Origin of the sequence: Emticicia oligotrophica DSM 17448 (assembly GCF_000263195.1) — a bacterium.
GTDB lineage: Bacteria > Bacteroidota > Bacteroidia > Cytophagales > Spirosomataceae > Emticicia > Emticicia oligotrophica.
On the sequence record NC_018748.1, the window covers coordinates 3,295,221 to 3,308,110 of the forward strand.

At 36.1% G+C, this 12,890-nt stretch carries 9 protein-coding genes; 7 read left to right on the forward strand and 2 right to left on the reverse strand.

The features are described 5' to 3' along the window. Positions 1-480: 480 nt before the first annotated feature. From EMTOL_RS13650 to EMTOL_RS13665, 4 genes are all read left to right on the forward strand, one after another. Positions 481-3,762 (forward strand): SusC/RagA family TonB-linked outer membrane protein, encoded by a 3,282-nt coding sequence (locus EMTOL_RS13650; protein WP_041694135.1) that lies wholly within the window; start codon positions 481-483, stop codon positions 3,760-3,762. A gap of 146 nt (positions 3,763-3,908) precedes the next feature. Beyond that, a complete protein-coding gene (locus tag EMTOL_RS13655; protein WP_015029889.1) occupies positions 3,909-5,588 on the forward strand; it encodes a SusD/RagB family nutrient-binding outer membrane lipoprotein in 1,680 nt (559 codons plus the stop codon). A 94-nt stretch (positions 5,589-5,682) separates the two neighbouring features. After that, the gene (locus tag EMTOL_RS13660; protein WP_015029890.1) at positions 5,683-6,399 is read left to right on the forward strand and encodes a hypothetical protein; all 717 of its coding nucleotides are present in this window, start codon (positions 5,683-5,685) and stop codon (positions 6,397-6,399) included. Positions 6,400-6,547: 148 nt separating this feature from the next. Continuing rightward, the gene (locus EMTOL_RS13665; protein ID WP_305953242.1) at positions 6,548-7,750 is read left to right on the forward strand and encodes a monooxygenase; all 1,203 of its coding nucleotides are present in this window, start codon (positions 6,548-6,550) and stop codon (positions 7,748-7,750) included. On the opposite strand, the gene EMTOL_RS21840 is transcribed toward EMTOL_RS13665, so the two are convergent. After that, a complete protein-coding gene (locus EMTOL_RS21840) occupies positions 7,747-8,322 on the reverse strand; it encodes a redoxin domain-containing protein (RefSeq protein ID WP_015029892.1) in 576 nt (191 codons plus the stop codon). The genes EMTOL_RS13665 and EMTOL_RS21840 overlap by 4 nt on opposite strands. Further along, entirely contained in the window at positions 8,319-9,632 is a 1,314-nt protein-coding gene (locus EMTOL_RS13675; protein WP_015029893.1) for an alkaline phosphatase D family protein, read from the reverse strand. The genes EMTOL_RS21840 and EMTOL_RS13675 overlap by 4 nt, the downstream gene beginning before the upstream one ends. 132 nt (positions 9,633-9,764) lie before the next feature. Between EMTOL_RS13675 and EMTOL_RS13680 the strand changes: the two genes are divergently transcribed. The 3 genes from EMTOL_RS13680 to EMTOL_RS13690 all read left to right on the forward strand — a co-directional run bounded on the left by EMTOL_RS13680 (position 9,765) and on the right by EMTOL_RS13690 (position 12,814). Next, positions 9,765-10,148, forward strand: a complete 384-nt coding sequence (locus EMTOL_RS13680) for a DUF3127 domain-containing protein (protein WP_015029894.1) — start codon at positions 9,765-9,767, stop codon at positions 10,146-10,148. Positions 10,149-10,212: 64 nt separating this feature from the next. Continuing rightward, positions 10,213-11,433: a diaminopimelate decarboxylase gene (lysA, locus tag EMTOL_RS13685; protein ID WP_015029895.1), complete on the forward strand. Its 1,221-nt coding sequence runs from the start codon at positions 10,213-10,215 to the stop codon at positions 11,431-11,433. A gap of 169 nt (positions 11,434-11,602) precedes the next feature. Then, positions 11,603-12,814, forward strand: coding sequence for an acyl-CoA dehydrogenase family protein (locus EMTOL_RS13690; protein WP_015029896.1), 1,212 nt, complete (start codon positions 11,603-11,605; stop codon positions 12,812-12,814). The last annotated feature ends 76 nt before the right edge of the window (positions 12,815-12,890 follow it).

Consider the following 12,890-nt stretch of genomic DNA (forward strand, 5'->3'; position numbering starts at 1 on the left):
TAGTGATAGACTATACTTTATGACAAAATTTTCTATGTATTTTGTCTATGTTTTTAAAAATGATATAGATGGAAAATAGTATTTTGTCGAAATAATATTATTAAATAGTAGTCATGCATACTATTTAAAGAATAAATATAATTGTATTTTTTCAAGAATTTTTGTTTACATATAGCTAATAGGTAAAACTACTTAATTGTACTATTATTTAATACTTAAAAATTAGGTATTAGTGGTACTAAACCAAAATATATTTTGCTATTTGTAATATTTAACAAATAATAAGTATGTATTGTATTTATTTAATAATTAAATTAATTAAAGCAAGAAAGTTGCCAAAAATGCATAAAATATTTCTTGATTTCTAAAAAATGTTATATGTTTAATTCAAGAAATTGCAAAAGTGCTATTTCAACTTGCATTTGAAATAAGTATTTTTGTAGAAGTTAATTATCATTTATAACCTAAACTAAAATGTACATGAAGAAGAATCTACTTCTTAGTTTGCTAGGAGTCTTTATGTCTTTGGCCGTGTTGGCTCAAGGTAAAAAGATTACTGGTAAAGTAACGTCATCAGATGATGGCTCAGGATTGCCGGGTGTATCGGTACAAGTAAAAGGTACTTCAAAGGGGTCTCAAACAGACATAGAGGGTAATTACTCTATTGAAGCTCCATCTGGAAGTACTTTGGTATTTAGTTTTGTGGGTATGAACACCCAAGAAGTGAAAGTAGGTAACCAATCAGTAGTAAACGTTTCTTTGGGAGCTGATACTAAGCAACTCTCAGAAGTAGTTGTAACTGCCATCGGTATTCAACGTGAGAAGAAAGCCTTGGCTTATGCAGTTTCAAACGTAAACGCTGAAGCTCTTCAACAACGTTCAGAACCAGATGCCCTTCGTGCATTAAATGGTAAAGTTCCGGGTGTAAACATTATCTCTGGTGGTGGTGCTCCTGGTCAGGCTACTCGTATCACAATTCGTGGTGCAAACTCATTTACTGGAAATAACCAGCCTTTATTCGTTGTTGATGGTATTCCTTTCGATAACTCGGTGAATGCGACTGATGGTTTTAACCAAAATACAGTAACTTCAAACCGTGCTTATGACATTGACCCTAATAACGTTGAGTCAATGACTATCTTGAAAGGTGCTGCTGCTTCTGCTCTTTATGGATCACGTGCAGCCAATGGTGTAGTGGTAATCACAACTAAAGCTGGTAGCAAAAATGCTAAAAAAGGTTTAGAAGTAACATATAATTCATCATACTCTACTGAGAAAATTTCAACTGTTCCTGATTACCAAAATTCATATACCCAAGGTTCTAACCAAACTTATAATGGTGGTTTCATTGGTAACTGGGGTTCTGCATTCCCAGCTGAGGTTGACCGTATCAACCAAGCTTTAGGTTTTGAGCGTTATTCAAAAATTATTGATGGTAATTATGCTGCTGGTTTTGTTCCAAACCCAATCGTAGGTGTTGCTTATGGTGCAGCTCGTTATAAAACTGCATTCCCACAGTTTTTAGATGCTAATGGAAACGCAGTTCCTTATGAACTGAAGCCTTATGATATCATTGGTGGTTTCTTCCGTCGTGGTAATGTTGTTGAGAATAGCTTTAATATCAGCTCGACTGGTGATAAAACTACTATCAGTGCTGGTGCATCTCGCATGACTAACCAAGGTATTATCCCTAACTCAAACTCAGACCGTACGACTTTGAACTTTGGTGGTAATGCAACTTTAGCAAATAAATTAAATATCAGTGGTAACGTAAACTACGTAAGCACCAACCAAAAATCACCACAATCAGGTGCTGGTTATTTTGCTGACTACGGTGGTTTAGCTGCTTCAGGTTCTATCTATTCTCGTTTATTCTATTTACCTCGTAACTATGATTTGAATGGTCTTCCATTTGAAAACCCAGTTACTGGTGCAAACGTATTCTATCGTGCCTTAGATAATCCACTTTGGACTGCGAAATACAATACTTATACTAGCCAAGTAAACCGTGTATTCGGAAACATGGCCTTGAATTATGATGTAACTCCTTGGTTAGCTTTAACTGCAAAAGGTGGTATCAATACATATAGTGAGACACGTAGAGAGGTTTATCGTCCGGGTGGTAACTCTGTTCCACTAGGTCAGGTTACACGTCGTGATATCACAAATACAGAATTAGACTTCACTTTCTTAGCATCTGCTAATAAAGATATTACTGAAAACATTAATATGCGTTTATTAGCGGGTTTCAATGCTAACCAACGTTATAATAATATTGCTTTTGCTTTAGGCCAAACTATCATTGACCCTAACTTATTGATTTTAGGTGGTACAAACACTCAGTTTGCATCAGAAAGAAGAAGCTTACGTCGTTTATATGGTATCTTTGCTGAATATGGTGTTTCATACAAAAACTATGCTTTCTTAACAGCAACAGTTCGTAATGACCACTCTTCAACTTTACCAAAAGCAAACAATAGTTATATTTATCCTTCAGTAAGTGGTTCATTTATCTTTACTGAAGCTTTCAAATTACCAACGAATATCTTGAATTTTGGTAAGATTCGTGCAAACGTTGCGAAAGTAGGTAAAGACGCTGACCCTTATCAAGTATTTACTACTTATAATTTCGCGGTTCAGTACTTCAATGCGTCTCCAATTTCAGCAACTTCTATTCCAACTACGTTGAATAATGCTACTTTGAAGCCTGAATTTACAACTGAATATGAAGTTGGTACAGAATTACAATTCTTCAAAAACAGAATTGGCGTTGACTTAGCTTATTTCAATCGTGTTTCTACAGACTTGATTGTAACTGCTCGTATCCCTACATCATCTGGTTTTGATTTCAAAGCAACAAATGCTGGTAAAATTAAAAACTACGGTGTTGAATTAGGTTTAACATTGGTTCCAGTTAAGTTAAACAATGGCTTCACTTGGACTTCATTTGTGGCATTTACACGTCTTCGTTCAGAAGTTGTTGATGCTGGCCCAAGTGGTGAGTTATTCTTAGGTGGTACTGGTTTATCATCATTAGGAACAATGCACCGTAATGGTTTCCCTTATGGTATGATTTATGGTTCAAGAAATGCTCGTGATGACCAAGGTAATGTATTAATCAACCCAACAACTGGTTTACCATTACAAGAGCCAACTTCACAAATCTTAGCAAATCCTGCTCCTAAATATACTTTAGGTTGGACAAATACATTGAGTTTCAAAGGATTTAACTTGTCAGTATTGATGGATTACCGTCATGGTGGAAGTATGTTCTCTGCTACAGCTGCTTCATTATTGTTGAGAGGCCAGTTGAAATTCTCTGAAGACCGTGAAGGAATGCGTGTAATTCCAGGTGTTTTAGGCGATCCTCAAACATACAAGCCATTGTTGAATGATGCAGGAAAAACTATTCCTAACACTATTCCAATGACTGCGTTCCAATCACACTTCTCAAATGGTTTTGGTGCTTATGGTGCTGATGAAACAAATATCTATGATATCACTACTATTCGTGTACGTGAGGTTTCATTGGGTTATACAGTTCCTAAAGCTTTCTTGAAGAAAACATTGCCATTCTTTGGTAGTATGAGACTTTCAGTTTCTGGTAGAAACCTTTGGTTCAAATCACCAAACATGTTAACTGGTTTGAATTTCGACCCAGAGGTACTATCGAACTTTGCTGACTCAAATATCCAAGGTTTCGACTTAGGTGCAGCTCCATCAACTCGTCGTTTTGGTGCTAACTTATCTGTATCGTTCTAATTTATTTGGGCTTTTAGAAATGTAAAGCTTTTAGTTAAAATGATATAAAAGCACCCTAATGAGGCTTTAAGAAAATTATTTTAGTGACTAATAGCTAATTACTAATAACTAACAGCTAATAAGCTAACCAAAAATCGTAAATAGAAATGAAATTAAAATACATATCAAAAGTATTACTTACTACGGGTCTAATAAGCCTGTTAAGTGGGTGTAATTTGACGGACTTGGATATTAATCAAGATCCTAACCGACCGACTGTAGCTTCTACAAAACTTTTGTTGCCTACTGCTGAAATTGCTGTTGTGAACGCTATTACTGCCGTGAACGACAACGCAATGGGGTTTGCAGGTTTGTTGAGTAGTGCTGATAACTTCGATTTGAATAACCAGTCTTACAATGGTACTTGGAATGGCTTCTATCGTAATATGAATAACGTTGAGGCAATTATCAAAGCAAGTACAAATAGCCCACACTATTTGGGTGTTGGACAAGCATTGAAAGCGTTTGCTATGGGTAACTTCGTTGATACTTTTGGCGATTGCCCTTATACTGAAGCATGGAAAGGTAATGCTGAAACTGCAATTACATCACCGAAATTTGATAAAGACTCTGATATCTATGAAGCTTTAATTAAACTTTGTGATGAAGCTGTTGCAAACCTTTCGAAAACAACTGCTGACCCATTAAATGCAACTGCAGATTTCATGTATGGTGGTTCTGCTGCAAAATGGATTAGATTTGCTAAATCGGTTAAAATCAAGTTATTATTGAACTCTAGAAAGGGCCGTGCAAGTGGAAATGCTGATTTAGCTGCCGCAATTGCTGCGGGTGGTTATATTACTTCTGCTGCTGATGATTTTACTTACAACTTTAGTACTGCTTCTTCTCCAGAAGGACGTCATCCTTGGTTCCAATCTGCTTATTTAGCTGATAATGGTTTTGCATATCCTGCACACCAATTAATGGAAGAAATGATTTTTAATAAAGACCCACGTTTAGATTTCTATTTCTACCGTCAGACAAGTACAATTCTTGACCCAGCTAACCCAACTGATAGAGGTACAATTCCTTACGGTGGTACATACTTAGTTCGTAAGCCATCATTCTTAGCTAAATGGGCGAATGTATTTGGTTCAGCACCTAGCAACGATGATTTGAAATACATTGCTGGTTTCTTTGGTCGTGATAGAGGAGATAATACGGGTGTTCCTCAGGATGGTGCTCTTCGTACTGCTCCTGGTTGCTATCCTGCTGGTGGTCTTTATGGTGGTCGTTCAGTTACGCCAAGAGCATTAACAGGTGGTAGAGGTTCAGGTAATGGTATTTGGCCATTGCTTACAAGTAATAATTTGAAGTATTATCAAATTGAAGCTATTCTTGATGGTACAGCTTCTGGTGATGCTAAGGCTTTATTTGAAGCTGCTATCAGAGAACATATCTCTCGTGTTGTGGCTTTAGGTTTGAAAGTTGATGCAGCAAATGCTGTTGCTCCAACTGCAGCTTACATTAATGATTATGTTGCAGCTCAATTGAAATTATATGATGCGGCTCCATCGAACGCTGCGAAGTTGAATGTAGTGATGAAGCAAATGTGGTATTCTTCTTGGGGACAAGGTATGGAAATTTGGAACGCAATGCGTCGTACTGGATTCCCTACAACAATTAATAACCCAATTATTAAGCCACCAAGACAATACGCTTTACGTTTGCCTTATCCGTCGCAAGAAGGTAGCTTGAACCCTAATGCAACACCTAAATTGACAGAGGTAATCTTCGATAGAGACCCTGTGTTCTGGGATAAGGTTAAAATTAAATGGGAATTCTAATAGAGCTCTGAGGACAATGATATGAGATGGCGGTCAACTAAAGTCTCATATCTTGAATCAAAATCTCATTAAAAACTTTAAAACAGTATTTAAAATGAAAAAAATATTAAGTTTGACAATAGTTAGTGCTCTACTATTTGCCATTAGTGCATGTAGAGATGAATCATTGAATCCGTTGCCGACGTTCCTTCCAGGAGTTCATGCGTTCACTGTATTTGATGGAATTAATTTTAATGGAAATCTTCTTGCAAGACCTCAACCTTATGAAGTTGATAACGCAAGAAACTTCCCTAAAACTGGTCAAGGTTCGGCCAAAGTTGATTTTAAAACTCGTTGGGTTTCATTAGATAATAAGCTTACTGTAAACAAAATTGAAATTTACGTGAGAATGTTGGAGTCATACAATGACCCAGATGGTAACCCTAAAGTTGCTGATTTAAGTGGTAATGGTAAAGGTAAATTGATTACAACAATCAGTTCTCCACAACCAAATCGTAAATGGAATAACTTCAGTATTACACCTCAGCAAATTTTTGATGCATACAAAACTGCTTCAGTAAAGTATGACAAAGTAAATGCTGTAAATGTATTTTCTAACCCAGCAAGACCAAGACCTACAGGTGAGTGGTTGAGACCAGCAGAAACAGCTACTTATGGTGCAGTATCAGCTGACTCATTCATAATTACTTGGGTTCTTTACACTACTGATGGTCAGATATTTAATACTTGGAATCCTGATTCAATTTGTGCTGACCCAACTTCAGTTTCTGAAGCGAACTCAAACTGCCAAATTGCATTTAGTGTAAGATAATAAGAATTTGATTTCAAATTTCATATCTTTGGAAGAGCAGACCGCATCATTGGTCTGCTCTTTCTGTTTGTATTTTATGTGGACGAAAAAATACCTATTTTTATCTGTAATAATTTTACTTTCATTTGTTGACTTGAAAGCCCAACAAGTGAGTGAGATTAATTTTTATGAGCATATTGCCCCAATTATTCATAAGAATTGTACGCCTTGTCATCAACCAAATAAAGTTGGGCCTTTTAATTTGATTAGCTACGAAGATGTAGCAAAGCGTGCGAAGTTTATTGCACGTGTAACAGAAACACGCTATATGCCACCATTTCCTGCTGATAGGAAATTTCAAGCTTATTTGAATGAAAGAAGTTTAACGGTTGGGGAAATTACCAAAATAAAGTTATGGATAGAAGGTGGATTAAAAGAAGGCGTAAAGAAAAACTCCTCAATTAATATTTCTACACAGAAAGAAGAAACTAAACCTGATTTAATACTAAAAATGAATAAACCATATCAGGTTTTGGGTGAAAATGTTGAAGATTTTAGGTTTTTTAATTTACCAAGTAATACAACTATTAGCCAATATATTACAGGTATTGGTTTCAAACCGGGCAATAAAAAAGTGGTTCACCATAGCCGATTGATGGTTGATACAACCAACTCGATGCGGGAAATAGATGGATTGTCAGAAACTGATTCCCGCATTTATGAGTTTCAAAAAACAGCCTTAAAAGATGAGTTTCTGTACGGATGGGTACCAGGAAATGATAAAATTCAATTTCCAAAAGGTACTGGAATTAGGCTCAATGCCCAATCTGATTTTTTACTAAATATGCACTATGCACCATCGCCAATTCCAGATACTGACCAATCAGAAATTGAATTGTATTTTGCTAAAGAGCCGATTGAGAGAGAAGTGAAAAACTTTATTTTGCGTGAAAATGATATTTCGAATAAGCCTTTTTTAATTAAAGCTGGCGAAAAAGCTACTTTCTTTATTTCGAAAAAAATTGATAAACCGATGTCTTTGATTTCGGTATTACCACACATGCACTTAATTGGTAAAACTTTTAGGGCATTTGCAATCACTCCCGATGGGGAAGTTGTAAATTTAGTAAAGATTGATAGTTGGGAATTTAATTGGCAAATGACTTATCAGTTCAAAAAACTCTTGAAAATTCCTGCGGGTACAACTTTTATTGTTGAAGCCTCTTATGATAATTCCGTAGAAAATCCTGAAAATCCTTACAATCCACCACGAGAAATTGGCTATGGTTGGGGTACGAAAGATGAAATGCTAAATTTGGTTTTATATTACCTTGATTACAAAGAAGGAGATGAAAATATCGAACAGAATTAAAGACCACAGCCTACTGGTTCGATGTATTTTTTCTTAATTTTTTGATGATTCTTTAGTGCAGAAATGGCATCTAATAAATAAAATTCTGTTGGGGCAGCTCGATTTCTTCCTAAACCATAAAACCAATTATCAATTGCACCGTGGTAACGTATTTTGTTACGTTTATCTACTAAAAAAACTTCTGGAGTAAAGTTGGCATTTAATTTCTTGAGAAGTTGGCGTTTGGAGTCATAAATGATAGGAAGTTTAAAACGATATTCTTCTCGAAATTCGGCAAGAACATTTTTATCAATCGGCTTAAAAGGATAAACTACATATAATTTGATATTTTCTTTGGAAAATTGCTCATCAAACTCCGTTAGGTTTTTGGTGTATTTTTGGCAAATCGGGCATTCAGGGTCGAAGAAAATAATGACAGACAACTCGTTTTTATGAAGTTTCTTAAAGTCGATTATTTCATCGCCATCAGTGGGAAGTTTTTGTGCCAATGTGAAAAATGAAAAGAATATTGGAATCAAAGCTAAGCCCTGATTCCATTTTTTGAAGGTTATTTTTGAAAGTGCCCAACTCATTTTAGTTCACTGGCTTTGATTTCTTTACTCCAAACCTCTTTTCCATCTTTATCCATGATATTTATTTTCAGAACACGGTCAGTTCTTTTTCCCGAAACTTCCAATAAACCAAAGTTGTGTTTGGTAACACCCGTGCCTTCTACATAAACATCTTTTTCTTCTTTTACTGGTGCTGAAGCCCCCGAAGTGAGAGCCGAAACTGTCAAGTCATACAACGGATAAGTACCTGCACGTTCAACCTTACAGAGAGAAGTCCAATGGCGATCTCCGCTGATAAATATTACTCCTGGTATTTTTTCTTTTGCAATCAAATCAAATAATTGATTTCTTTCTTCTTCGTAATTGGCGTAGTTTTCAAAAATTTTAGCAGGATTCCCGACTTGTCCACCTACAACCAAAAACTTAAATGGAGCATTTGAGAATTTTAGAGCATCAATCAACCACTGTAATTGTTTCTGACCAAAATAATCTCTTGAACCAGTTGAGCGGTCGTTAGGGGTTCTCCACCAGCGGTCATCTAATAAAAAGAACTGACAATCAGCCCATTGGAATGAACCAGTTACACCTTCTTTATCAAAAGCATAATTAAGATTTCCCCAAAAAAGCTTAAAGACATCAAGAGTTTGTTGCTTGCTTACAAATCCTCTGTCCGAATCGTTCGGCCCAAAATCATGGTCATCCCAAATAGCATAGTTATGTACATTGGCTAAAAGCGGTTGCATTTCGGGCAATGAACGCGTATGAGTGTATCGGTGTAAAATACCCGTCTTGGTATTCCAATCAGGTTCTCTCAAATATACATTATCACCTCCCCAGAGCATAAAATCGGGTTTAGTTTTATAAATACTTGTGAAGATTTCATATTCCGAACCATAAGGCTTACCTGGGCGGTCGAAGGCCTCTTCATTTACATAAGTACAACTTCCTACTGCAAACTTAAATGCAGGTGGGTCAGTACGCCATTGCCAAAGGCTTTGGGTTTGAAATTCGAGTGGATAATTAAAGTCTACTTTTTTTTTATCTACATAAACTTCATAAGCATATCTTTTTCCAGGAAGGACATTATCAGCGATTAATTTAGCTACAAAAGCTTCAGATTTATTAGTTTTTATTTCATCTGTTGAAAATTTTGTGGAAGGTTTCTCAATGTCCCAGTACATAAACTTGACATTGGCTTCTTTTTGCGTTTGTACCCAAAGTAAAACTTCTTTCATTTCAGAATACCCAAGCATTGGCCCCGATTGAATCTGTGCGAAAGAGAAAAGATTAATACTGAAAAATGCAGAAAATAGTAAAAGTGTTTTTCTCATTTGATTGGTTGATAATAGTTTTTTCAAAATTACGCTTTAAAATCAAATTCATAAATTAATATTCTGTAAATTCATTACTTTCGGTTTTCAAAGATTAGGCGTACTTTTGTGAAAATTTATTTAACACGTACAATGGAAATTAGAGGTAAACTTATTCATTTATTAGCTCCACAAACAGGTGAAGGAAAAAATGGTCCTTGGAAAAAACAAGATTTTGTTATTGAAACAGACGGACAATATCCAAAGAAAGCTTGTTTAACAATTTGGGGCGATAAACATAATGAAACATTTTTGACAATCGGCAATGAAATCGTAGTATCGTTTGATGTTGAAAGTCGTGAATATAATGGTCGTTGGTACACTGACCTAAAGGCATGGAAAATCGAATTGGCTAGTGGTATGGAAGATGCTGCTCCTGCACCGAACTATAAATCTTCTGGGCCAGTTCAACCAACCTCTCCAGCACCTGAGTTTACAGTATCTGCTGGTGGCGACTCTGACGATTTGCCATTCTAAAATGATTAAATCTTTCGGATATTCGTTAGCATAAACGAATATCCGTCATTCGTAATTTGAACCAATGTTTTCTATCCAAAATATCAGTGTTGATTCTTTAGTCGAGCAATTTGGCACGCCAGTTTATGTCTATGATGGTCATAGAATTGAAGAACAAATTGCCAAAATGCGAAGTGCATTTGCCGGTACAAATCTTAAAATAAAATACGCTTGTAAAGCACTTACCAATGTGAGCATCATGAAGTTGATGCGTAAAAATGGGGTAGATATTGATGTGGTTTCAGTGCAAGAAGCACATCTAGCTTTATTGGCGGGCTACGAACCCAACCAAATTCAATATACACCAAGTGGCGTAGCGTTTTCGGAAGTGCAGGAAGCGGTTGAAATGGGCTTAAGAATGAATCTTGATTCATTGCCACTTCTTGAAAAATTTGGACAAACTTACGGTAATCGTTACCCAATTTGTTTACGTATTAACCCACATATCATGGCGGGTGGTACGCTTAAGATTTCTACGGGGCATAAAGATTCAAAATTTGGTATTTCTATAGAGCAAGCTGAGGAAATCAATGCGATTGTTCAAAAATATGGCCTTAATGTAGTGGGTTTACACCAACATACAGGTTCGGATTTTAAAAATGCTAATGTAATTGTTGAGGCAGCCGAAAAGCTTTTTGACCTAACTTTCAAATATTTTCCAAACATTCAATTCATTGATTTAGGCTCTGGTTTCAAAGTAGCTTATAAAGAAGATGACCATGTGACGGATATGGAAAAATTGGGTAATGAAGTGGTGAAAGTATTCAACCAATTCTGCGGAAAATTAGGCCGTGAAGTTGAACTTTGGTTTGAACCGGGTAAGTTTTTGGTAAGTGAAAGTGGTTATTTATTGGTTCGTGCCAATGTAGTAAAACATAATCCTGCTCGTAATTTCATTGGTGTTGATTCTGGTTTAAATCACCTCATCCGCCCAATGATGTATGACGCCTATCACGAAATTATCAATGGCTCAAATTTGGATGGTGAAGAAAAAGAAATGTATGATATTGTAGGATACATTTGCGAGACCGATACTTTTGGTAAAGACCGATTATTGCCCATAACGAAAGAAGGTGATATTATGGTTATCAAAAATGCAGGAGCTTATGGTTTTTCGATGGCATCGAATTACAACTCTCGTTTCCGCCCAGCCGAAGTTTTGATTTATAATGGAATTCCGCATCTCATTCGTCAGCGAGAGACTATGGAAGATATTCTGAAAAATCAAGTAATGGTTGATTTGTAATAGATTAATAATTGAACGCAAGTTAAATCAAATAAATTAATATAATAGAAAAGGGGCTTAATTACTAAGTCCCTTTTTTATTTCATAATCAAAATCATATTTTTGTAAAGCAATAAAACGCTGTTTTGCAAAATATTATTCACAGTTTTCAAGCATAGATTTTAATATCATGATTCCTTCTCAACAAACTTTCCAACGCTCAAATAAAAAAGATGAATTTGAATCGCCTGATTTTTATCAAATAGATGATTTATTTACCGACGAACAACTCATGATTCGCTCGGCAGTTCGTGATTTTGTTAAAAAAGAGATTTCACCAATCATTGAAGATGCTGCACAAAGATGCGAATTTCCTGAGTTTATCGTGAAAAAAATGGGTGATATGGGTGTTTTCGGGCCAACTATTCCGCTTGAATATGGTGGACAAAGCTTTGATTATATTTCGTATGGATTGATGATGCAGGAAATTGAAAGAGGAGATTCAGGTATGCGTTCTACTGCTTCAGTGCAAGGTTCGCTCGTGATGTTCCCGATTTATAAATATGGAAGCGAAGAACAAAAAAAGAAGTTTTTACCAAAACTAGGTAGTGGCGAATATTTGGGTTGTTTTGGCTTAACCGAACCAGATTTTGGGTCAAATCCAAGTGGAATGACTACAAATTTTAAAGAAGATGGCGACCATGTAATTTTGAATGGTTCAAAAATGTGGATTTCTAATTCACCAAGAGCAGATGTGGCTGTTGTTTGGGCGAAAAATGAACAAGGACGAATCAAAGGTTTAATTGTTGAAAGAGGAATGGAAGGTTTTAGTACACCTGAAATTCATGGAAAATGGTCATTGAGAGCAAGCATTACAGGGGAATTGGTATTTGACAACGTGAGAGTGCCAAAATCGAATATCTTACCAGAAGCCGATGGCTTGAAAGCTCCAATGTCTTGCCTTGATAATGCTCGTTATGGCATTGCTTGGGGAGCATTAGGAGCCGCAATGGATTGTTATGAATCGGCTAGAAGGTATGCAATGGAGCGTATTCAGTTTGACAAACCAATAGCTTCGTTTCAATTAGTACAGAAAAAATTGGCTGAAATGCTCACCGAAATTACTAAAGCTCAGTTGGTTTGTTGGAGATTGGGTAATCTTAAAAATGAAGGGAAAGCGACATCAGCTCAAATTTCTTTGGCTAAAAGAAATAATGTAGCCATGGCTTTAGAGATAGCCCGTGAAGCAAGACAAATGCACGGAGGGATGGGAATTACAGGTGAATACTCAATCATGCGTCATCAAATGAATCTTGAATCAGTGGTTACTTATGAAGGCACACATGATATTCACCTATTGATATTAGGAAATGCCATTACTGGAATTCCTGCTTTTAAATGATCGTAGAACGATTTTCTAAATTGTTCCTATTAATGCTTAGGACAATTTGGAAAATTATCCTACAATTCAGTAAAAA

What these genes read in the sequence shown, in the direction of transcription:
- EMTOL_RS13680 (WP_015029894.1), top strand. Translation starts at nt 9,765, where the DNA reads ATGGAAATTAGAGGTAAACTTATTCATTTATTAGCTCCACAAACAGGT.
- EMTOL_RS21840 (WP_015029892.1), bottom strand. Translation starts at nt 8,322, where the DNA reads ATGAGTTGGGCACTTTCAAAAATAACCTTCAAAAAATGGAATCAGGGC.
- EMTOL_RS13650 (WP_041694135.1), top strand. Translation starts at nt 481, where the DNA reads ATGAAGAAGAATCTACTTCTTAGTTTGCTAGGAGTCTTTATGTCTTTG.
- EMTOL_RS13660 (WP_015029890.1), top strand. Translation starts at nt 5,683, where the DNA reads ATGAAAAAAATATTAAGTTTGACAATAGTTAGTGCTCTACTATTTGCC.
- EMTOL_RS13655 (WP_015029889.1), top strand. Translation starts at nt 3,909, where the DNA reads ATGAAATTAAAATACATATCAAAAGTATTACTTACTACGGGTCTAATA.
- EMTOL_RS13690 (WP_015029896.1), top strand. Translation starts at nt 11,603, where the DNA reads ATGATTCCTTCTCAACAAACTTTCCAACGCTCAAATAAAAAAGATGAA.
- EMTOL_RS13675 (WP_015029893.1), bottom strand. Translation starts at nt 9,632, where the DNA reads ATGAGAAAAACACTTTTACTATTTTCTGCATTTTTCAGTATTAATCTT.
- lysA (WP_015029895.1), top strand. Translation starts at nt 10,213, where the DNA reads ATGTTTTCTATCCAAAATATCAGTGTTGATTCTTTAGTCGAGCAATTT.